The following is a 20,790-nucleotide window of genomic DNA, read 5'->3' on the forward strand; positions in this document are numbered from 1 at the left end:
TGATGCGTAAACTTAAACGATTTGCCGTTGTTTTAGTGGTGATTGCTCTTGTGGCAATCAGTTATTTCTTTTACGTAAATCGAAACAGTGCAGATATGACAACAAGACAAAAATTATTGAAAGCAGTTTATCCGGCGTGGATTGCTTTTACAAAAGTGATCGGTAAGAACAATGATGCATTTACGAATGAGCATGCAAAACCTGCTGTGCCATTTCATACATTGAAAGCAGTAATGAACAATGGAACAACGTATGACTTTTCACAACTAAAAGGAAAGAAGGTGTTGTTGGTAAATACAGCCAGTGATTGTGGATATACCGGCCAGTATGATGACTTGCAGAAGCTGCATGAAAAATTTCAGAATAAACTCGTGATACTCGGTTTTCCTGCTAATGACTTCAAAGAACAGGAAAAAGGAAGTGATGAAGACATTGCTGCATTCTGCAAAATAAACTTTGGTGTTACGTTCCCATTGATGAAAAAAAGCAGTGTTGTTAAGCACAAAGATCAGAATGAAATATTTCAATGGCTGACTGATTCAACAAAGAATGGCTGGAACAACAAGATGCCTACCTGGAATTTTTCAAAATATTTAGTGAACGAAGAAGGTGTCCTCACGCATTATTTTGATCCTTCTGTTTCACCAATGAGTGAACAGGTAATAAAGGAAGTTGAAAAATAGGAATATGACAGAACAGCAAACTAATCTTCGTCTTGAGATTGCAAACAGCATCACCCATGGCATCGGGATCATTTTTGGTATTGCTGCATTGCCGGTGTTAAGCGCATTGGCTGCTACCAAAAATCATAATACTGCTGTTATCGGCGCTGCTGTTTATGCGTTTTGCTTTTTACTGTTGTTTACATTCTCTACACTTTATCATGCATTTCAACATCCTGGTGTAAAAAGAGTGCTGCATATGTTCGATCATATCAGCATCTATTTCCTTATTGCCGGAACATACACACCCTTTCTGTTAAACTACATGATGAACCCAACAGGTATTACCATGTTGGTTGTATTGTGGAGCCTTACGTTTATTGGTATTTTTTTTAAAATATTTTTCACCGGTAAGTTTAATTATGTGTCAACAGTAATCTATCTCGGTATGGGGTGGATACTATTATTCAGCGGCAGGCAATTTTTTGCCGCAGTCCCCTTCGATGTTTTGATCATGATCATTATAGGTGGTGTACTGTACAGTATTGGCGTAATATTTTATCTCTGGGAAAAATTCCTTTATCACCATGTTATCTGGCATCTGTTTGTTTTATCGGCAGCAATCTGTCACTATGTGGCTGTTTTATTAATGGTGTAAGCATGGCAAAATTACCAACACATAATTCCTCGCTGTCGTTCATTAAAGAAAATTGGAACGGCAACCTGCTGAATACAAAACAACAGTACGTCAATCTCGACGGACCTTCTGAACGTTCTTTCGCTGAGTTACTGAAATGGCAAACAGAAAAAAATCCATTTAAATCATTGAAGCGAAATCAGCAGACGAATATTGATGTTTCAATAAATCAACAGATCACGGCCAACAGGGAAGATGGTATTGTTTGGATGGGACATGCATGCTTTCTGTTTACTCTTGGCGGAAAGCATTTTATTGTTGATCCTGTGTTGTACAACGTCGGTCCTTTGAAGCGGTTTACACCACTGCCTTGCGATGTGGCAGCATTGAAGCAGATCGATTTTATTTTATTGTCACATAATCATCGAGATCATGCAGACAAAAGAAGTATGATTGAACTGTGTGCATTAAATCCATCAGCGGTTATTCTCACAGGCTTAAATATCACCCCTCTGTTGCGAAGCTGGAGAATCACTAACCAGATCATTGAAGCCGGATGGTATCAACAGTATCAATTGGAAACCGATGTACAGGTGAGTTATTTGCCTGCCAAACATTGGAACCGTCGTGGCTTGCACGATATGAATGATATGCTGTGGGGAAGTTTTATGTTGCAGTCTCCCACACAAACGATCTACTTTGGTGCAGACAGCGGTTTAGGAATTCACTATACAGAAATTGCACAACTCTTTCCCAATATTGATGTGGCTGTTCTGGGCATTGGCGCCTACAAACCAGAGTGGTTTATGAATACAGCACACACAAGTCCGGCAGATGCTTTAGTTGCCTTTGAACAATTGAAAGCAAAACAACTTATTCCTATGCATCACGGCACATTCGATTTAAGTGATGAGCCGGTCTTTTATCCGAAACAGGAATTGATATTACTGGCAGAGAAGCTCGGTATTGCGGGAGTCAATCATCTTTCTATCGGAAACAAATTGCAGTTTTAGTATCTTACTGTAAATCATTCATCATGTTCAGCAAAACAGACATTGAGCAATACTTCTCTGCAGAGAAGCAAGGCAGTCTCTTTTTTCTTTCTGTTGGCATAGTTGCTGTTATTGCCGCACTCATTTTATTCTTTGTTTTGAAAACGCCTTTTTACAAAGGTGCTGCTATTCCCATGATCATTGTAGGATTGATCGCAGGCGGCATTGGGTTCACTGTTTATAAACGCAGTGATGATGACCGTATCAGAAATGTATATGCTTACGATCTGAATCCTGATGAACTGAAACAAAAAGAATACCCCCGCATGCAGAAGGTGATGAAGAGTTTCCGTGTAATCTTTATTGCTGAAATTGTGTTTTTAATTGTCGCCATCGTTCTCTTCTTTTATTTCAGGACAAATACCGCACAGCAATTGTGGAGTGGAATAGGTGCAGGACTTTTTTTAATGGCTATTGCTGCGTTGTTTCTTGATATTGCAGCACAACGTCGTGCAGAGATCTATACAAAAGGATTAGAGACTTTTATAAGCAAGTGAGTTTATCAATGCGATGAAACCGCCTTCAACCCAATAATAGAAGCAATAAGTGTGGTGATAAAAAACAAGCGCCAGAAATCGGCCGGTTCTTTAAAGAAAATAATTCCCATGATCACTGTTCCAACAGCACCAATGCCTGTCCACACTGCATAGGCTGTACCAATTGGTAATGTTTGCGTGGCTTTGTACAGCAGCAGCATGCTGATGCTGAGACAAACGAAGAAACCAATCATCCAGTAAACAGATGAAGTTCCACTGGTTGCTCTTGCTTTACCAAGACAGGTTGCAAAACCTACCTCAAACAAACCTGCAATGATGAGGATGATCCAGTTCATGAATGATTATTGTTATTGCCGCAAAGATAACTGCATTTAATCGGCGAGTGAGGTCTGGCCGCTTCAAGGCGGCCAGACTCTGGCGTGTTAATCAATCGGACACTTCTCGTGGTAGTTGATCAATTCAATCTTCGAAGGAGCAAATTCAAATCCACTGAACTTCACAACGATCTCATCCAGCACCGCATCAATTTCTTCAACGGTATTAAGCGTGACTAATTTGCCACGGTATTCTTTAATATTGGGCAAACCTTTCAGGTAGTTAGCGTAATGCCTGCGCATTTCAAAAATGCCAACTTTTGGGCCTTTCCAAGCAAAGGATTTATGTAAATGCTTTCTGCAAACTTCAACTCGTTGTTCAATGGTTGGTGGTGCTAAGTGTTCGCCTGTTTTTACAAAGTGTTTGATCTCGTTAAAGATCCAGGGATAGCCAATAGCAGCACGACCGATCATCACCCCGTCAACACCGTAACGGTTTTTGTATTCCAATGCTTTTTCAGCACTGTCGATATCACCATTTCCAAAAATTGGGATATGAATACGTGGATTGTTTTTCACTTTAGCGATCAAGGTCCAGTCGGCTTCGCCTTTATACATCTGGCTACGTGTACGACCATGTATGCTCAAAGCTTTAATACCAACATCCTGCAAACGTTCGGCCACTTCTTCAATGTTCTTGGTATTGTCGTCCCAGCCCAATCTTGTTTTTACAGTAACGGGCAACGAAGTGGAGTTAACAACGGAGGCGGTTAACCGCACCATCAGGTCAACATCTTTCAGCACACCGGCACCCGCACCTTTCATCGCTACTTTTTTCACCGGGCAACCAAAGTTTATATCAACCAGGTCAGGATTTACGGTTTCACAAATGCGGGCACTCATACCAAGCGCTTCTTCATCACCACCAAAGATCTGGATACCGAAAGGACGTTCCTCTTCTTCAAAGTCGAGTTTCTGACGACTTTTGATGGCATCACGAATCAAACCTTCGCTGCTGATGAATTCACTGAACATCATATCTGCACCATTATCCTTGCAAACTGCACGGAATGGCGGATCACTCACATCCTCCATGGGCGCAAGGAGGAGCGGAAATTCAGGAAGCGATATGTTACCTATCTTTACCACGTTCAAAAAGAATTGCAAATTTAATCAGTTTATAGCAGAGATATGCAATATAGAAGCGTAAAAGGTTTCACAGGCTGGGGTCAAATAGGTTTTTTACTGCTCTTTACAGGTTTGGGGCTTATGGTTGCAGCAGTTGTTCAGTTAATCGTTGGCTTTTCGCTTGTTCCTGCCGGAACGAAGATGAATGACATAGCTGTCGAGATGATGAAAGCGATGGGTAACCCTAAACATGTGAATACCCTAAGGGTCCTACAGGTTGTCAGTACTTTCTTGATGATGGGAATACCTGCTTATCTTTTCTTACGGTTATGCCACTCCAAAAATTGGTTATGGCTTGGCTTTTCAAAGCATTTTACTCCCGCACAGGTTGTTGTGGGCTTTGTTTTACTCTTTTGTGCGAATCTTGTCGCACAGCCACTTGCCGATTTAAGTAAGGAAATCGTTACATACTTCCCGGTTGTCTTAAAAAAGGCCGAGAATTTAGAAAAACTATATAATGACCAGGTTGCTTTAATGAGCAATCTTACAAGCTGGAGTGAATTTATTATAGCTGTATTTATAATAGCTTTTTTTCCGGCTTTGTTTGAAGAGATGTTTTTTCGTGGAGCTCTGCAAAATACGTTACAGCGATGGTGGAAAAGTCCAATTGCAGCTATTGTAGTTTCATCTTTAATATTCAGCCTCATACATCTGTCAATTTACCTTTTCTTAAGCAGAGTGTTACTTGGAATTGGACTTGGATGGATTTTTTATAAAAGCAGAAACATTTGGGTGGGCACTGTGGTGCATTTTCTTAATAATACATTTGCTCTGATACAAATTTTCGCTTTAAGTAAAGCCGATAAAAAAGTTGATGTGTCAAAGCTGGATGCTGATTTACCATGGTGGGCTGTTGGATTAAGTTTCGTTTTTTTGATTGGTTCAGCCTATCTGTTTAAAATGATTTCAGCTAGCAATGCTGAAAAGATAAGGGTAAAAGAAGTGTTGTTGTATGAAAAATTACAGCCTTACTCAGGGCTTACTTCAAAAACTAGTAAAGATGTATAACAGTTCCATTAACACTAATCTTCCTCATGGCTTTTAACTGGCAAACATTCCGCACACGTGCACTCACAGCAATTTTATTTGTGGTGGTAATGCTTGTTGGTTTGTTGTGGAATAAATGGAGTTTTCTGTTGCTCTTCAGTATTATTCATTTTGGTTGCTGGTTCGAGTATCAGAAATTGGTTGGGTTGATCGATAAAGGCTATCAAACGATCAATCCTTTTCATAAATACGGTGTAATGATTGGTGGTTATGGGTTGATGTTATTCTTTACAGCAGATTGGTATATCAGCGGTAATGTCTCACTTCATTCTATTGGATGGATACTGATGCTCGCAGGGTTTTTATTGGTGCCGATCAGCGAATTGCTGTTCTCTAAACAGTTCAACTTTAAATACATTGCTCATTCCATTTTCGGATTGATCTATATTTCACTTAGCTGGGCATTGCTCCTGCATTTACGCAGCGGTGGTATGTGGATGCCACACAATGGAGAAGATACCTTTACCAATATTTCTACTTTATTGGCAAGAATAAGCGGTTATGCTGTACCGCTGATCATTATTGGTTCTATCTGGATCAACGATACCATGGCTTATATTGTTGGTTCGCTCATTGGCAAAACACCACTCAGCAGCATCTCGCCTAAAAAAACATGGGAGGGAACCATTGGTGGTATTATTTTAGCAGTGGGGGTGATGTGGTTGTTGGGTTACTTGAGTCAATCATCTGTTGCATGGTTATGGGCTGTTATTGCAGCAGTTGCTGCGGTTGCCGGCACCTTTGGCGATCTGCTTGAAAGTAAACTGAAGCGGTTAGCCAATGTAAAAGACAGTGGAAGTTTTATGCCGGGCCACGGTGGTTTCCTTGATCGTTTCGATTCTTTATTACTTGCAACACCATTTGTGTGGTTGTTGTTAAAACTGATAAACTGATGATGCGTTGTTGTGTGTTGTTGTTTCTTTTCTCTCTGATGCTTTCCTGTAAAAACAAAAAACAGGAAAGTAATAAAGCGCCTGTTGTTCAGGATGAGAAGGTAGTATCAGAGGTGGAAGAAGTAACAGCAGCTGTAAGTGCATTGTTGCCATTGCCCAGCTCCTATCAATTAAAACGTGCAAAGAAATGGCATGATGTATCGGGTGAAAACTGGCTGGTGTTATATGAAACCGGTGCGTATATTGAAAAAGGACAGACCAATGCATCTGCAAAGCTCTCAGCCGTACTCTTTCAAAAAACTGATAGCGGATTTGTGACGAAGTGGAAGATGATGGATGAAATCAACAATTGCGGGTTAGATATTGTGTGCTCGTTTTATGATGATCATTTAACCATCACTGATCTCGACAGTAACGGACTTGCTGAAATAACGATGTTGTATGCACTTAGCTGCAAAGGCGACGTCAGTCCGAATGAAAAGAAATTGATCATGTATGAAGGCGCACAGAAATACGCCATCCGTGGCGAAGAACTGATGCTGTTGCAGAAAGATACCATTGGCGGAAGCTGGAAAGCCGATACTGCCTTCAGTAATGCACCGAAGGCTTTTCTTGCATACGCAGTAGAGCGTTGGCAGAAGTTTGGTAAACAGGAATACCAATAGACCGAATCTTTGTACTTTCGCTGTTCAAATTTGTTTCATGACTATTCACAGAGAAGGATTTAAAAGTATTTCTATTGCGGCGGTATTGTTTGTGATCATTAATCTGCTGGCATTTAATTTTATCAGCCCCACATTACCAGTGCTTTCCTGGCTCATTTTTGCAGTGACCTTATTCTTCTTTCTGTTTATCGTTTCTTTCTTTCGTATTCCAAAGCGTGTTACACCCAAAAACGAACATGTTATTTACAGTCCTTGCGATGGTAAAGTGGTGGTGATTGAAGAGATTACTGATGTTGAATATTTTAAAGACAAACGTATTCAGTTGAGTGTCTTTATGAGCCCGGCGAATGTGCATGTGAATTTGAATCCAATAGCAGGCGAGGTGAATTATTCGCAATACCATAAAGGCAAATACCTTGTTGCATGGAATCCGAAATCATCTACCGAAAACGAACGACATAGCGTGGTGTTGAGCAACGATCGTATTGTAATCCTTGTAAAACAAATTGCAGGTGCTGTTGCAAAACGTATCGTTAACTATCTCCAACCCGGACAAAAAGTAGAACAGGGTGGGGAACTCGGGTTCATTAAATTCGGTTCACGTGTTGATATTCTTTTGCCTCCGGGTACAAAGATCAATGTGAAGTTGAATGAAGTTGTGAAGGGTGGGGTTACGGTGTTAGCGGAATATTGATGAGTCAATAGTCATTTAGCAATAATAAATTGGCAAATAAAAGCCTGACTTAGCGGTCAGGCTTTTTTGCATATTGCCTAATGACAATTGCTTATTCAAAAATAGTTTCTAATTCTTGCAAATGATGAATCACATAAGTTGGTTGAACACCTTTCAGATCGCTTTTTATGTGATTCACAAAGATCGAATCCATCCCGGCGTTGATGGCGCCTTGAATATCTGCATCTAAATTATCGCCGATCATAATGCTTTCGTGAACTTGTGCGCCGGTGATGTGAAGTGCGTATTCAAAAATTTCTTTGTTTGGTTTTACGCTGTTGCTTCTTTCGCTGGTGATCACTTCTTCAAAATAACTTCCCAGTTTGCTGTTATCAAGCTTGCGCCATTGTGTTTTTTCAAAACCATTAGTGATGAGGTGAAGTTTGTATTCTTTCTCTTTTAAATGACGCAGTATTTCATGTGTATAGGGAAACAGGTTTTGCTTAGTGGGCAATACTTCTAAAAAATAACCACTCATTTTACGGGCCAGTTCTTCGCTGCCGTTTTTAAACTCCAGCAAGGTGCGCCACATCCGTTTCCATTTAAGATCATCAGCCGAAATGTAGCCATGATGATAGCGGTCCCACAGAATAGCGTTGTGATGAAGATAGTGTTTGCAGAATAGATCAAAATCGTTGACGCCGGCTGCCTGCAAATCAAGTTCTTTATACACATCAGCCAATGTTTCCATGGCATTGGCATCAAAATCCCAAAGGGTATGGTCGAGGTCAAAAAACAAGTGACGATATTTCATTTCAGATTTCAGAATTACGATTTTAGATTTGTAAGAACGTATCTTGTAAACAAACCAACTGATTGAATGTTGATTAAAACCTGCAATCTACACAGTAAAATCTGAAAATATGAACGTTGTCATCACCGGTGCATCAAGAGGAATTGGCAAGGCCGTTGCAGAAATATTTGCAGCAAATGGCCATGCCCTGTATCTCAGTTCAAAAAGTGAAGTAGCGATCTACAAAACAATGGCGGAGTTGCAGGACAAGTATCCCGGCGTAAAGATCAAAGCCAAATCAAGGGATCTCAGTAAACGTGAAGAGGTAGATAGTTTCGGTAAGTGGGTGCTCGACAACAGCTTCAACATTGATGTGTTGGTGAACAACGCCGGAAATTTTTTACCCGGCAGCGTCTACAATGAAGAAGATGGTTTCCTCGAAGAAATGATCGCTACAAATCTTTACAGCGCTTACCATCTTACCCGTAAACTGTTACCGCAAATGATGAAGCAAAGCCCGGTCAGCGGTTCACGTGGACATATTTTTAACATGTGTTCCATTGCTTCGCTTCATGCTTATAAAAACGGCGGCGCATACAGCATCAGTAAATATGCCATGCACGGCTTCAGTAAAAATCTGCGTGAAGAAATGAAATCGCACCTGATTAAAGTGACCTCTGTTTTTCCCGGTGCCGTACTCACCGATTCATGGGGCGATTATGATAATTCGAGCAAACGTATTATGGAAGCAGACGATATTGCCAAACTGGTATATGCCAGTTCACAGCTTTCGCCGCAGGCTTGTGTGGAAGATATTATCATCAGGCCGCAATTGGGTGACTTATAACCGCTGATGATATAATGAAGTATTAGCCACGGATGAACACAGATTTGCTTATTGCTCATTGTCAATTCCTTCATTACCTGTTGAACAGCTTTCATCATTCACATCCTCCAATCAAATAATTCAAGGGTCGATTTAACATTCGCTGCCATAGCCTAACGGTACTCTTGCGTTAAATTTGTATTCTCATGTTGCAGCGTCCATTATATATGTTTTGGGTGATGACGTTTCTGCTGTTGTCTTTTTGTACTGCAGCACAGGTGAAATTGTCTGTGATACCCAGCAAAACAGTGGTGCAGCAAAACGAAAATTTTCAACTGCAGTTTGTGGTTGAAGGCGCAAGCCAGATCGATGATTTTACACCACCCTCCTTCCGCAATTTTGAACAGATGAGCGGCTTCGATCAAACCAATGGATGGACATGGGTGAACGGTTCACTTTCAGAATACATTACTTATACCATTACACTTCGCCCCAAAATAAAAGGCCGGTTACCGATTGCATCGGCGATTGTAAAAGCAAAAGGAAAGATCGCTACATCATCTCCCATTGTCATTTTTGTTAAAGAAGCAGGTTCAATAAAACAGGTAGAAGAAGAACGACCTGATTACTACCTGATGCCGAATGAAAATTTGAAAGATAAAGTGGCGAAGAACTTGTTCATTAAAGCAACGATCGATAAACATAGTTGCTATGTAGGCGAACCGGTATTGGCTACGTTTAAATTATTTACCCGGCTCGACAGTGAATCAAAAATTGTTAAGCGTCCATCCCTCAACGGCTTTTCGGTTGTAGATATGGAACAACCGGAGACAGGAATTTTTTCCAAAGAAATGTACAATGGAAAATTGTACAACTGCTACCTCATTCGTAAAGTACAGCTGTTTCCTTTACAATCGGGACAACTGATAATTGAACCGGTAGAAGTGGAGAATCTTGTGCGGATGATCAGGGCAAGGGCACGCAGCACGAAAGAAACAAATACCTGGCTTGATGCTGTGATGGAAAAAGTAAAAGAAGAAGAGTACAGCAATGGCGATGTCATTCAGGAAACGATTATTTTGAAAAGTGATTCATTAAAAGTGAATGTGCTTGACCTGCCCGAAAAAAACAAACCTGCAAGCTTTGATGGGGCTGTTGGCAATTTCAGCATGGAAGCATCGCTGTTGAACAAAACGATTGCAGCAAACGATTACGCAACACTACGTGTGGTCATAAAGGGAAAAGGAAATCTTCCAATGATCACAGCACCCACAGTTCACTGGCCAAGTGGAGTTGATTCGTTTGATGCGAAACTGAGCGAAGAGATCGATAAACACAATGCCCCCATCAGCGGAACAAAAACATTTGACATTCCATTCGCTGTTTCAAAAGCCGGATTGTTCACGATACCAAAGATCAACTTCACTTATTTTGATGAACAGTCGAAAACATATCATACACTTTCAAGCGATAGTCTGCAATTGAACGTAACGGCAGCAGTTAAACGGAAAACCCCTGTGTTTCATGATGAGCCGATTGTAAAGGAAGGCTTGCCACGATGGGTATGGGTAGCAAGCGTTGGCAGTGGTTTGCTGGTATTGATCGTCGGTATCTTTTTCGTTCAACACAAAAAAGAGCAGAAAGCAAAGGCAAGTATTGTTGTACCTCAACAACAAGTGGAAGAAGAACTCCAACCACAAAAAACGATGGATGCTTATTTGCAACCGGCAGCTTATGTATTGCAGGGATTACATCCAAAACAGTTTTATACATTACTCATGCAGGGTGTGCAGGATTTTTTAATTGAACGCCTCGATCTACAAACAAAAAATATCAGCAATACACAACTGGTACAGGCTCTGCAGCAAAAAAACTGGCCCGATCTCGCAACACAATTCCAGGAACTTGTACAAGCTTGTGAGTTAGCTGTGTTTAGTCCAATGGAAATAACAGATGACAGGGAACTGCTGATGCAACAATCAAAAGAGTTGCTGCAGGAAGTGGATAAGCGATCTTAAATCTGCATTTACTTTCGCATAGCGATGACATCGTTCTTTAAAAATGATTTAGCTTTTTCAATCTCAGGTCTGTTACTGTTTGGAGAATTAGATGTTGTGATCAGCAGACTGTAATAATGGTTTGCTTTCTCTTTATCGCCAGAGAGTTCGCTGGCTAATCCGGCACCATATAAAGCATTAAACCTGTTTGGATGAGTTTTCAAATTTGCTTCGTAGGCTGCCATTGCTTCTTTTGGTTTATTCATCTGCAATAACATATCAGCCATTGATTCACGTGCAGGAATAATTTCTCCGGGAGTAACAGGACTTTTTCCTGTTTTATCTTCCAATTCAACAGCAGCTGTAATTTGAACTAAGGCTTCGTTTGTTTTTCCTTCTTTAAAAAGTATCCACGCTTCGCCTGTTTTTAATTGTATCAACACCTGATTGGCTTTGTACATGTCTTTTTCAGCGATCAATAATTGACGCATACTGTCCAGATTTTTCAATTCAGTTTTTGCTGCATCAAGTTTGTTTATATGAACAGCCCCCATCAACCGTGTAAAATGGGTGATCGCTTTTTGCCACGGAAATTTTTGCCATGGAAAATCAATTGGGTGCATTTCCATGCCCGCCGCTTCTTTCCATAATTTATTTTCGAGATAATAGCGGGAGGGAATAGCTGCAAATGCATAAGCATCTTTAAAATTAACAGGATATACTTCTGTTATAGTCTTCAAATACTCACATTGCTGTTTAGCTAAATTATTTTCTCCCCGTTGCAGATAAGCATACACAAGATAATCCATGCCATGCAGTTCTTCATCCCAATGACCTTTGATGCCAGCCGTTTCCGCATAACATTTTGCAGACGAAGTTGAAATAAGATTTGATTGTATACATTCAGCCCAAAGACCAAGACGTGTAAAAATATGCGAAGGCATATGTTGTGCATGTGCTGATGATGGAGCAATAGATGCATATTTTCTTGCAGCAGGCAATGCAAGCGACGCAAGCTCGGGATAATCATACGTGTGAATAATGTAATGCACAATCCCGGGATGATTAGGTTCATTCGGATAAAGAGCCGTTAAGATGGTTCCTGCTTTCCGTTGTTTGGTATATGTTTTATCAGCAGGATCTGCGGCGCCTACAAGTGACAGGGCGTAAAACGCAGCAACTTCTTTATCTGCAGGGTAGCTCGTATAAAGCTTTTCCATTTCTTTTTCAAAAAAGAGTGTTCTGCTACGATGATCGATCGTATTCCAGTCTTTGTAGAACAATGCCATCGCATCAATGTAATCTGTTTCTTTTTTTGATTTATTCTTTAAAGCTTGTGCAATCAAGATGGCTTTTGTTCCTTTCTTCAGCTCAGCTTCAGTTGGCGGCGATGGCCATACCTGGTGATAATTACTCATGGCAACTCCCCAATAAGCCATGGCGCATGTTGGTTCTTCTTCAATCACTTTTGCAAATACTTTTTCCGCTTCATCATACTCAAACGAATGCAATAAGGCAATCGCCAGGTCAAAGTCTTTTTTGGTTTTTGGGGAACACGAAGTGATAAATTCAACAGTGCCGAATTGCTCATCGGCAGGTCCACACAGCACAACATTTCCACGTTTAAGATCGATCTCACTGATTTCTTCTTTTGATGGAGCTGTACTTGTTCCTTTACATGCGGTAAGCTGTAACAGGAATAAATAAAATACAGCTCTTGTAAGACCTTGAAATAATTTATTCATTACCACGGGTGTTTTTAAAAACTACTGAAGAGCTTTTGCGAGAATGTTGATGCAATAGCTCAAGCTACACAAAATTTATACCCCGTAACCGGAAAGTTATATCCATGCAACAAATGATCTTACTCTGCTGATCAGGCTGATACATGTAATTCAGGATGTACAGGTATTGCCTCACCTTCCAACGCATGTGATTTGAAGAAAAAGCCCATCCATAAAACCGATGCTCCCACAAATATTAAACCGGCGATCATTTGCCAACCGATCCACTCAGCCATACCATGTGCATTAAGAATGGCAATGAGTGTAACAAGCATATACAATAAGCGGAACATCTCGAGTGCCACCGCCCATTTTTTTGCACGAAGAATACCGCCCCAGCCGATCGTCATCATAAAAATTCCGGCAGTCATGATCAACCGTTCAGTAATGGTCAAAGGCATGGTGAGGTTAATGGTGATGAACATGTAAACTAAACCCGCTGCAATTTGTGCAATGATGTAGGGTTTTGTATTACGGAATTGCTTGCTGGAGAATTTCACCTGGCTCTCTCTTGTGTAGCCAACTCTTGGAAAAGCCTGTCCCACATTTTTTGGCCGCCAGCCTAATGGCATAAACCAGATGCGGATCTTGTCCCACCAACTGTCGGCAGCAACAGCATCATCCCACAATTGTTTCCAATATTGAATATTGATATAGATCGGGTCCCAGGTGCGTGGCGGATGTGTAACACCATAACATACTTCTTCTTTTTCTTCTTCAAACGAACCGAAGATCTTATCCCAGATGATGAGGAATTCCGAAAAATTCTTATCAAGATATTGCGTGTTGACACCATGATGTACACGATGATGTGAAGGTGTTACAAATATCTTTTCAAGAATTCCCATTTTCTTAATCAGACGGGTATGATGCCAGTAAGCAAGAAACAAATGCACTGCTGCCATAGAATAGATCATCTCAGGAGAATAGCCAATCACTGCGAGTATCCAATCGAAGAATAAAAACTGGAACATACGTTGGGTAAAACTGGCACGCAAGCCTACCGACAAATTCATTTCTTCTGATGAATGATGGGGCATATGTGCCGCCCAGAAAATATTAATGGTATGCCCCACCCGGTGGAACCAATAGAAAATAAAATCCTGCAGCAGAAGAAGTATCAGCAAGCTGTACCATGTAGCAGGAATTTTCCACGGCGCCACATTATTGTACAGCCATCCGTAAAAGTGATACACAAAAAACAGAACAGCAAGATTGATACATTGGTTGCCGATGCCGGTTGCAAGATTGGCAACAGTATCCTGGAAACTGTAGTAACCGTTTTTCTTCTTCACACAATACACAATTTCCAGTAAGAGCAACAGTATTGCCAGCGGTGATAAAAGTGCATATACATTCATAACAAAATGTTTATCTAAAATTAGACAGCATCTGTTTCTAATGCAATACCACTCACCGGTTGATATTTGCAGGCTTTGCCAAACATTTTAATTGCGTTGGCATAAACTGCGGTCTTTAAAAAATAATCTCTTTTATTTTGCTTATCCTGCAATAGATACGCCGATCAACTTACCAATGCCAAAGGTGATAGCTGCAGCAAGTAAACCAAATAACACCTGTCTGAAACCCGAGAACCAAACATTTCTTCCGGTGAACAAAGTAATAGCAGCGCCGATCAGGAATAAACCTAATGCACTCACCGCAACACTTATGCCAATGGCGGCAGCACCGCTGGCGAACATAAATGGTGCAACAGGTATAATGGCGCCAATGGCAAATAGAATGAAAGAATATACAGCCGCTTCAACAGCCGATCCTTTTAATTCGTCTGCATCAATTCCCAGTTCTTCTTTCACCAACAGATCGTGTGCCTGCGTTTTATCTTTCATTAATTCATCGGCAAGAACATAAGCTTTCTGTTCATCAATTCCTTTGGCCATATAGATCAAGGCAATTTCTTTTTTCTCTCCTTCAGGATTTACTTCCAGCTCTTCCATCTCCAGTTGCATCTGGTTCTCGTATAACTCCTGCGAACTTTTTACAGAGATCCATTCGCCCAATGCCATGGATAAGGCCCCAGCCAATAACCCTGCAAGACCAGCTAATAAAACTCCCTGCTGACCTTGTGTGGCACCTGCAATGCCCATTACCAAACTGAAGTTGGACACCAATCCGTCATTACCACCCAACACAGCTGCACGAATGGCATTGCCACCAACAGAACGGTGTCGTTTTTCAAAGCGTGAAATTTGTTTACCCGATACTTCCACTTCTTTTTCTAAAATGGAACGAAGGATTTTTACATGCGTTGTTTCGCTTCCGGTAAGGACTTCTTTATTTTTCTTTTTGGTTTGAACGATTGCATTCGAAATACTTTTCTCTGTATCCATCAATGTACCCAACACATAATCATATCCAAATACTTTACCGATGAGGTTTAAGGTTTTTGCCCGCCACGATGGTTTGGGAAGAAGTGAAGTGTCGATCTTTTCTTTTGCAGCAAATGCAACTGCATGACTGTTTTCAATTTCACTCATTTGCCTGAATACATTGGCAATAACCGGATCATCTTCATGAATTGCCAGTTTATTGTAGAGAAAAGCGGCATCTATTTCGGTTTGAATATTTTTCTGGTTCATAGCTTGTCTTAAAGGATTAAGATAAACAGAAGCGACCCAAACTGCGATGATGTTGATTGGCTGAAGAACTGATTTTGAAAAGCGGAATTACAGCTTTCACTTTGTTATAAGGGAAAGACCGTAAGTGCTGAAATGCTTTTTCCAGTTAGCAAGCGAAAAGCCATATTCAAAATCACCCAGTTCATCCACATTCCGGTTAACGTGTGCTGAACAACGATCGGCAAAAACAACCAGTGTTTTTTCCTGCAGGCTGAATTGTATGTATTCAAGTGAATTGTACAACTGGCTTTTAAGACAGTTGCTGTAAACTTCGATCATCTCTTCATAGTATTCTTTATCATCCTTATCAACAGACGAACCTTTCTTTGATAATAACTCTTTGGCTGATCTTATTTTCTGTTGCAGCAATTCCTTTTTTTGTTTGTTCATTGCTTCGAGTAACAGCTTTTTACCGGAAGGAGTTAATAACTCTTCCAGTTTAAATTCTTTACCTGTTTGCAGATCGAAATTGTAGTAACGGGTGAACGGCTCGCAATAAGCGCCGCAACCTTCTGCTGAAATACTGATGCTTAAAATGCGTTTGCTGTTCTGCAAAACTTCGTAGGAAATATCAGAAAGCAAACCGAAATTATTCTCTTCACCGGGCCAAATGTTTTCAAAAATGCTTTTTTTGATTTTGTTCCTGTCAACATCTAAAAAATCACTGCAAAGCGCATTGTTGATGCGATTAGATACTGTGCCGCTTTTTCCTTTAATGATGGGGAAGATGTATTCCTCTGTTTTTCTGAGCGGATGCGTTTCTTTGATCTCTTTCACAGTTACCTGGCTATGCAACAAGGTTGGAAACAGGAAAACAAGCAGGGATATTTTTCTCATGAATAAGGCAGTTGTAGTTCTAAGCTCAATTTAAGGATTTATGTGTTGCAGTATTTAAAGTTTACAGATGAGGTAAAGGACGAGATTTGTTACTTTTTTGTATTTTTCATATATATGAGAGATCTCAGGCCTTTATATTTTACTGCGATAATGATTGTGAGTTTAATTGCAGGGATATACTTGTGGACTTATGAAGGTGAACTGATCCGATCGCCCAGAATTGCTCAGGTAATGTGTTTTATTGTTGCTGCGGCTTGCTTATGGGCATTGACAAGAAAAGACAACGAGAAGTTACAAGAGCCAAGCGGCAAATATTTAGAATTCTTGGAAGAGTTAAAAAGATTTAAAGCTAAGGCTGAAATAATATTACCTGATCATGATGCCTGCGAATTCAGAAATGGAACTTACTATCATGAGGTGGAAGACAAAGACATTTCTTGGATGGCCAGAGGAAGTCATATCATGTTTAGTGAAGAAGTAACAAAAACTGAAAAAGTAATTCAATCGAGCTTTCTTTACTGGCATCAGGAAGGAGGAACTGTGAAAAAATATGCAAGTCAGGGTTTCCCATTTGACAAAATAGCCCTACAGCTTTATGTTATGGATGGGAAAATTAAATTGTATGTAGATAGATTTGATAGAAATAGATACTTCTTTGAATTGGAAGAGAGTAAATAAGAGTAGACTAAATCATTCTCTCACCGCCACAGCAATCTTTGAATCAGCCGTTCCATAATACAAAAACCATTTGTTCTTAAAATAAACCAGGCCTTCTACAAAGCACACTTCATTCACTTCGCCCACACGCTCATAATCTTTATCAGGACGAATGAAATTTGAATCAGTTCGACTGATGAGTTTCCACGGTTCCTCTTTATCAAACAATGCCTGACCGGCAGCATAAGTAAACTTCGGCATACCGCTGTCGCTGAAGTTGGCTGCATTACTTCCATTATAAATCAACAGAATGCCATCGTTCTGCAGCAACGCATACGGACCGGGTTCTACCAACCGGCTGTCGAAATAACCCATACGTGGATGTAACACCGTGATCATCTTTTTGCTTTCTTCATTTTCAGCAACGGTCCAGTGAATCAAATCATCAGACGATGCCATGAACAGATCTGTATCGCCAAAATACATCCAGTACTTCCCATTGATCTTTGTCGCAACGATCTTCTCCCCATTTTGTTTGGCAACAATGGCCCCCGACTTCGACCACACATCTTTATGTTTCTCATCATTTAATACCAAACCATGTTTGGTCCAGCTTCGCAGATCTTTAGAAGTAGCCAAACAAAGTCTGGCTGTTTTACCATCGTAAGAAGTATAAGTAAGAATATAAGTGCCGTCTTCGCTTTCCACCACACGTGGATCTTCCACACCACCTTTCCATTCATAAATTTTCATGCTGTCATTATCGGGAAAGAAAACGGGTTGCGGCAGTTTGGTGAAATGTAAACCATCATCACTCACTGCAAGACCAAGGCGTGAAGTCATCTGCCTGTCCTGTGCACGGTAGAGCAAATACACTTTACCATCTTTTACAACGGCTGATGGGTTGAGTACATTGCGTTCTTCCCAGTTCACCGTTTGTTTACTCAAGGGACAAGTAAATTGCTGCGACGAATCAGGTTGCAGAATAGGATTGAGACTATCCACTTTTACAAAGTTGAGCATTGCCCAACTGTTAGTTGTTGTTGCTGTTTGTTTTGGTTGTTCAGTACAACCGCATAGAAGAATAGTGAAAAGGAAAATGAAAACCTTGTTCATGCCGGCAAGTTTACAGGAAGGTAGGAAAATGCGGGTAGAGAATTGATAAGAATTTCGTCTACGATAGTACAAACGTAGTGCTTGTGATAAACAGGTGTTAATTGATTTTGTAATATTTAACCGATTGTGTTCGGGGTATAAACACAGCTATTAATTTTTGCTTTATAGACAATGGTTCCAGGTCACCGTTTAGATATTTTAAACGGCACAGCATCATGCCAATTGTTTTCTGGAAGATTATAATGCAAATGAATCTGTATAGGAATAGTATAAAAAAGATTAAAAAGTAACTGGTGTAAGTATTAGAGCCTATTAATCCTAAGATGATTTCTTTTGGTATAATTATATAAATAGAAAAAACTATAAAAATTTCAACAGCAAAGTCAATTAAACTGGCCAGTAATCTTTGAAAATAAGAAGCCTCTGTTTCAGAATTTTGTATGTCAGAGAATATTGAATCGGTGTTCTCCATTGGAATTATTTTCGATTTTTTAAAGATAGGAAATGTATCCGGTCCGCCGTCGTTTGGTGTTTTCACCAACGACACATGCACATAGCCGGGTTTTATTTGTTATAATTTATGCGGTTGGTCGGGAGACGCAACCTCGGCGTGTTTTTTTCGATGATATCCAAGAGCGGTGAAAATCTTAAATATTGAAACTGATAATTAGCGGAGTATGGTCGCTATGAGTTATCCAGTTTTCATATGACCCGATCTCGAAGCTTTCCACTTTGTTATAAAGGTCTTCAGAAGCAAAACAATAATCGATATGATAAGGTTTTTCCTTTTTTCGTTGCAGGTAAAAAGTTGGATGACTTTCTTTTCCCTGTTCCTGTTTTTGATACTTATGATAAACGCTGTGGATGTTCTTTTCGGTTAACTTATCAACCACTGCTGAATGATTGCCAATTCTTTTTGGCCTGTCCCAGATTTTGTTGCTGTTGAAATCGCCAGTTAATATGGTTGGCCCACTGCTTAATAGTTGGTCATAATGCTTGATTGCTTTCCAAATTTGCTCTACGTATTGTCCATCCGGGTCGTTGCGGTTGTTCGCCCAAATGGCGAAAAGTGTAAAATCAAGTTGGCCGCCAGTAACAGATATTGGCGAAATAATCTTTATATCAGCGTTATGCTGGTCAAGAAGTTTCAACTTATAATTGTTGAAAGAGAAAATACCAAGCCCTTTGTGTTTATTGTCGCCAAACCAGAGTATGTTGTTAGGCTTTATGGTTGTAGTATCGAAAGATATTTTGTCGGGATGCTCACATTCCGGAATAACTAAAATGTCTGGTTGTTCAAGCAAAATGACGTTTGCTTTTTTTCTAAAAGCTCCTTGACAATTCCAGGTTATTAATCTCATGCAAAAGTTTAGTATAGTTTTTTTGAATCAGCAAGCGCATTTTTCTATGTCATTTTTGTAATCTATGCTCTTGCACATATTATACAACTCAAAGCATCTAGTTGGGAACCCCAATAAGCAAAAGTTATAGTTAATATAAATAGAAGAATAAAGAATCGAACATTCTTCTGCTTGAATAAAACAATGAGGCTAAAGATTAGGAAACAGAATGAGATCAAATAATACGACATGCTAATAAGATCACCTGTACTGCTGTGTTTGTTGTTAGCCGTTTGTGCAACAGGGATTAGAAGAGAATATGCAAAATAACCTACTCCTATAAGAGCTAACAAAAGCAGTTCTTTTCCTCTTATTGTTTTACTAAATCTTTTAAGGGTCAAGGACATGATATTAAGGATATGCTTACTAGGGTATAGAGATAAAAGACAAGTCAAAGTTTCACTCCCCCTCCACAAACCGATACCCAACCCCTCTTGCCGAATGGAAATAAACCGGGTTACGGCTGTCTTCTTCAAAATACTTACGGAAGTTGAGGATGAAGTTGTCGATAGTACGAGTAGTAGGATACACGTTGTAACCCCAAACGACCTGCAGAATTTTTTCACGGGTTACTACCTCGTTCTTGTTTTCAATTAACAGGTGCAGGAGCATACTTTCTTTTTTGCTCAGTTGTATTTTTTCGCCTTTAAAGTTGACGGCTTCCTGCGCTTTAAAATCGATATTGTTATTACCAAAGCTGTAGCTTTCGCCAATGCTGTCTTTGTCCTGTATCTTTTTATTTTTCTCGATGAGCTTCTCCACACGCAGCAACAACTCTTCGAGGTTAAACGGTTTGGTAAGATAATCATCGGCCCCTTTCTTTAAACCCAGCACACGGTCATGTGATGTATTCTTGGCACTCAACATCAGGATCGGCACTTCGTTCTTACGGATGCGGATACTTTCTGTAGCACTGATGCCGTCCATTTCCGGCATCATCACATCCATAATGATGAGATCGAAATATTCATTCTCCACTGCTTTGAGAGCAGCCACACCATCACCGGCCGTGGTTACTTCGTAACCTTCCAGTTCAAGATTTAATTTCAAAGCATCAAGTAAATGCTCTTCATCTTCCACCAGTAAAATAGATGCTTTGTTTGTGGCCGACAT

The 20,790-nt window shown here is 40.2% G+C and carries 22 protein-coding genes; 11 read left to right on the forward strand and 11 right to left on the reverse strand.

The features are described 5' to 3' along the window. The first annotated feature begins 2 nt into the window (after positions 1-2). The 4 genes from H4075_RS01515 to H4075_RS01530 are packed head-to-tail and all read left to right on the forward strand — an operon-like array spanning position 3 to position 2,848. Entirely contained in the window at positions 3-683 is a 681-nt protein-coding gene (locus tag H4075_RS01515) for a glutathione peroxidase (RefSeq protein ID WP_255460280.1), read from the forward strand. A 4-nt stretch (positions 684-687) separates the two neighbouring features. Next, positions 688-1,320: a PAQR family membrane homeostasis protein TrhA gene (gene trhA / locus H4075_RS01520; RefSeq protein WP_182803499.1), complete on the forward strand. Its 633-nt coding sequence runs from the start codon at positions 688-690 to the stop codon at positions 1,318-1,320. 2 nt (positions 1,321-1,322) lie between these two features. Beyond that, the gene (locus tag H4075_RS01525) at positions 1,323-2,312 is read left to right on the forward strand and encodes an MBL fold metallo-hydrolase (RefSeq protein ID WP_182803500.1); all 990 of its coding nucleotides are present in this window, start codon (positions 1,323-1,325) and stop codon (positions 2,310-2,312) included. A 23-nt stretch (positions 2,313-2,335) separates the two neighbouring features. Further along, positions 2,336-2,848 carry a hypothetical protein gene (locus H4075_RS01530; protein ID WP_182803502.1) on the forward strand — a complete coding sequence of 171 codons (513 nt, stop codon included), beginning with the start codon at positions 2,336-2,338 and terminating at the stop codon, positions 2,846-2,848. 5 nt (positions 2,849-2,853) lie between these two features. On the opposite strand, the gene H4075_RS01535 is transcribed toward H4075_RS01530, so the two are convergent. Both H4075_RS01535 and dusB read right to left on the reverse strand, forming a co-directional pair. Further along, positions 2,854-3,183: a DMT family transporter gene (locus H4075_RS01535; protein WP_182803504.1), complete on the reverse strand. Its 330-nt coding sequence runs from the start codon at positions 3,181-3,183 to the stop codon at positions 2,854-2,856. An 87-nt stretch (positions 3,184-3,270) separates the two neighbouring features. Further along, positions 3,271-4,311 (reverse strand): tRNA dihydrouridine synthase DusB, encoded by a 1,041-nt coding sequence (dusB, locus tag H4075_RS01540; RefSeq protein ID WP_182806555.1) that lies wholly within the window; start codon positions 4,309-4,311, stop codon positions 3,271-3,273. A gap of 42 nt (positions 4,312-4,353) precedes the next feature. On the opposite strand from dusB, the gene H4075_RS01545 reads away from it, so the two are divergent. Genes H4075_RS01545 through H4075_RS01560 form a run of 4 tightly spaced genes read left to right on the forward strand, consistent with a single transcriptional unit; the run spans position 4,354 to position 7,649 of the window. Beyond that, positions 4,354-5,358, forward strand: coding sequence for a CPBP family intramembrane glutamic endopeptidase (locus H4075_RS01545; protein WP_182803506.1), 1,005 nt, complete (start codon positions 4,354-4,356; stop codon positions 5,356-5,358). A gap of 26 nt (positions 5,359-5,384) precedes the next feature. Next, entirely contained in the window at positions 5,385-6,290 is a 906-nt protein-coding gene (locus tag H4075_RS01550; RefSeq protein ID WP_182803508.1) for a phosphatidate cytidylyltransferase, read from the forward strand. Continuing rightward, positions 6,290-6,955 carry a M949_RS01915 family surface polysaccharide biosynthesis protein gene (locus H4075_RS01555; protein WP_182803510.1) on the forward strand — a complete coding sequence of 222 codons (666 nt, stop codon included), beginning with the start codon at positions 6,290-6,292 and terminating at the stop codon, positions 6,953-6,955. The genes H4075_RS01550 and H4075_RS01555 overlap by 1 nt, the downstream gene beginning before the upstream one ends. 37 nt (positions 6,956-6,992) lie before the next feature. After that, positions 6,993-7,649: a phosphatidylserine decarboxylase family protein gene (locus tag H4075_RS01560; protein WP_182803512.1), complete on the forward strand. Its 657-nt coding sequence runs from the start codon at positions 6,993-6,995 to the stop codon at positions 7,647-7,649. Between the two features lie 91 nt (positions 7,650-7,740). Here H4075_RS01560 and H4075_RS01565 read toward each other — a convergent pair whose 3' ends face one another. Next, positions 7,741-8,442, reverse strand: coding sequence for a YjjG family noncanonical pyrimidine nucleotidase (locus H4075_RS01565; protein WP_182803513.1), 702 nt, complete (start codon positions 8,440-8,442; stop codon positions 7,741-7,743). Between the two features lie 109 nt (positions 8,443-8,551). On the opposite strand from H4075_RS01565, the gene H4075_RS01570 reads away from it, so the two are divergent. Then, on the forward strand, positions 8,552-9,268 hold the full coding sequence (locus H4075_RS01570; protein ID WP_182803515.1) for an SDR family oxidoreductase: 717 nt from the start codon (positions 8,552-8,554) through the stop codon (positions 9,266-9,268). A gap of 185 nt (positions 9,269-9,453) precedes the next feature. Then, complete coding sequence (locus tag H4075_RS01575; protein ID WP_182803517.1) at positions 9,454-11,265, forward strand: BatD family protein; 1,812 nt, start codon at positions 9,454-9,456, stop codon at positions 11,263-11,265. 8 nt (positions 11,266-11,273) lie between these two features. Here H4075_RS01575 and H4075_RS01580 read toward each other — a convergent pair whose 3' ends face one another. From H4075_RS01580 to H4075_RS01595, 4 genes are all read right to left on the reverse strand, one after another. Next, a complete protein-coding gene (locus H4075_RS01580; RefSeq protein ID WP_182803519.1) occupies positions 11,274-12,989 on the reverse strand; it encodes a tetratricopeptide repeat protein in 1,716 nt (571 codons plus the stop codon). A 131-nt stretch (positions 12,990-13,120) separates the two neighbouring features. Next, the gene (locus H4075_RS01585; protein ID WP_182803521.1) at positions 13,121-14,389 is read right to left on the reverse strand and encodes a sterol desaturase family protein; all 1,269 of its coding nucleotides are present in this window, start codon (positions 14,387-14,389) and stop codon (positions 13,121-13,123) included. A gap of 141 nt (positions 14,390-14,530) precedes the next feature. Next, positions 14,531-15,628 carry a VIT1/CCC1 transporter family protein gene (locus H4075_RS01590; RefSeq protein ID WP_182803523.1) on the reverse strand — a complete coding sequence of 366 codons (1,098 nt, stop codon included), beginning with the start codon at positions 15,626-15,628 and terminating at the stop codon, positions 14,531-14,533. A 96-nt stretch (positions 15,629-15,724) separates the two neighbouring features. Then, a complete protein-coding gene (locus H4075_RS01595; RefSeq protein WP_182803524.1) occupies positions 15,725-16,504 on the reverse strand; it encodes a hypothetical protein in 780 nt (259 codons plus the stop codon). Positions 16,505-16,618: 114 nt separating this feature from the next. Between H4075_RS01595 and H4075_RS01600 the strand changes: the two genes are divergently transcribed. Then, on the forward strand, positions 16,619-17,182 hold the full coding sequence (locus H4075_RS01600; protein WP_182803526.1) for a hypothetical protein: 564 nt from the start codon (positions 16,619-16,621) through the stop codon (positions 17,180-17,182). Between the two features lie 12 nt (positions 17,183-17,194). Here the strand turns inward: H4075_RS01600 and H4075_RS01605 are convergent, their stop codons facing one another. From H4075_RS01605 to H4075_RS01620, 4 genes are all read right to left on the reverse strand, one after another. Beyond that, complete coding sequence (locus H4075_RS01605) at positions 17,195-18,277, reverse strand: glycoside hydrolase family 130 protein (RefSeq protein ID WP_182803528.1); 1,083 nt, start codon at positions 18,275-18,277, stop codon at positions 17,195-17,197. Between the two features lie 97 nt (positions 18,278-18,374). Beyond that, positions 18,375-18,749, reverse strand: a complete 375-nt coding sequence (locus tag H4075_RS21770) for an RDD family protein (RefSeq protein ID WP_182803529.1) — start codon at positions 18,747-18,749, stop codon at positions 18,375-18,377. A 175-nt stretch (positions 18,750-18,924) separates the two neighbouring features. Continuing rightward, positions 18,925-19,638, reverse strand: a complete 714-nt coding sequence (locus tag H4075_RS01615; RefSeq protein ID WP_182803531.1) for an endonuclease/exonuclease/phosphatase family protein — start codon at positions 19,636-19,638, stop codon at positions 18,925-18,927. 438 nt (positions 19,639-20,076) lie between these two features. Beyond that, positions 20,077-20,790: a response regulator transcription factor gene (locus H4075_RS01620; protein WP_182803533.1), complete on the reverse strand. Its 714-nt coding sequence runs from the start codon at positions 20,788-20,790 to the stop codon at positions 20,077-20,079.

Origin of the sequence: Lacibacter sediminis, assembly GCF_014168535.1 — a bacterium.
GTDB lineage: Bacteria > Bacteroidota > Bacteroidia > Chitinophagales > Chitinophagaceae > Lacibacter > Lacibacter sediminis.

Excerpts from the sequence above, each read along its gene's own strand:
- H4075_RS01515 (WP_255460280.1), top strand. The coding sequence starts at position 3 with ATGCGTAAACTTAAACGATTTGCCGTTGTTTTAGTGGTGATTGCTCTT.
- trhA (WP_182803499.1), top strand. The coding sequence starts at position 688 with ATGACAGAACAGCAAACTAATCTTCGTCTTGAGATTGCAAACAGCATC.
- H4075_RS01525 (WP_182803500.1), top strand. The coding sequence starts at position 1,323 with ATGGCAAAATTACCAACACATAATTCCTCGCTGTCGTTCATTAAAGAA.
- H4075_RS01530 (WP_182803502.1), top strand. The coding sequence starts at position 2,336 with ATGTTCAGCAAAACAGACATTGAGCAATACTTCTCTGCAGAGAAGCAA.
- H4075_RS01535 (WP_182803504.1), bottom strand. The coding sequence starts at position 3,183 with ATGAACTGGATCATCCTCATCATTGCAGGTTTGTTTGAGGTAGGTTTT.
- H4075_RS01545 (WP_182803506.1), top strand. The coding sequence starts at position 4,354 with ATGCAATATAGAAGCGTAAAAGGTTTCACAGGCTGGGGTCAAATAGGT.
- H4075_RS01550 (WP_182803508.1), top strand. The coding sequence starts at position 5,385 with ATGGCTTTTAACTGGCAAACATTCCGCACACGTGCACTCACAGCAATT.
- H4075_RS01555 (WP_182803510.1), top strand. The coding sequence starts at position 6,290 with ATGATGCGTTGTTGTGTGTTGTTGTTTCTTTTCTCTCTGATGCTTTCC.
- H4075_RS01560 (WP_182803512.1), top strand. The coding sequence starts at position 6,993 with ATGACTATTCACAGAGAAGGATTTAAAAGTATTTCTATTGCGGCGGTA.
- H4075_RS01565 (WP_182803513.1), bottom strand. The coding sequence starts at position 8,442 with ATGAAATATCGTCACTTGTTTTTTGACCTCGACCATACCCTTTGGGAT.
- H4075_RS01570 (WP_182803515.1), top strand. The coding sequence starts at position 8,552 with ATGAACGTTGTCATCACCGGTGCATCAAGAGGAATTGGCAAGGCCGTT.
- H4075_RS01575 (WP_182803517.1), top strand. The coding sequence starts at position 9,454 with ATGTTGCAGCGTCCATTATATATGTTTTGGGTGATGACGTTTCTGCTG.
- H4075_RS01580 (WP_182803519.1), bottom strand. The coding sequence starts at position 12,989 with ATGAATAAATTATTTCAAGGTCTTACAAGAGCTGTATTTTATTTATTC.
- H4075_RS01585 (WP_182803521.1), bottom strand. The coding sequence starts at position 14,389 with ATGAATGTATATGCACTTTTATCACCGCTGGCAATACTGTTGCTCTTA.
- H4075_RS01590 (WP_182803523.1), bottom strand. The coding sequence starts at position 15,628 with ATGAACCAGAAAAATATTCAAACCGAAATAGATGCCGCTTTTCTCTAC.
- H4075_RS01595 (WP_182803524.1), bottom strand. The coding sequence starts at position 16,504 with ATGAGAAAAATATCCCTGCTTGTTTTCCTGTTTCCAACCTTGTTGCAT.
- H4075_RS01600 (WP_182803526.1), top strand. The coding sequence starts at position 16,619 with ATGAGAGATCTCAGGCCTTTATATTTTACTGCGATAATGATTGTGAGT.
- H4075_RS01605 (WP_182803528.1), bottom strand. The coding sequence starts at position 18,277 with ATGAACAAGGTTTTCATTTTCCTTTTCACTATTCTTCTATGCGGTTGT.
- H4075_RS21770 (WP_182803529.1), bottom strand. The coding sequence starts at position 18,749 with ATGGAGAACACCGATTCAATATTCTCTGACATACAAAATTCTGAAACA.
- H4075_RS01615 (WP_182803531.1), bottom strand. The coding sequence starts at position 19,638 with ATGAGATTAATAACCTGGAATTGTCAAGGAGCTTTTAGAAAAAAAGCA.
- H4075_RS01620 (WP_182803533.1), bottom strand. The coding sequence starts at position 20,790 with ATGTCGGCCACAAACAAAGCATCTATTTTACTGGTGGAAGATGAAGAG.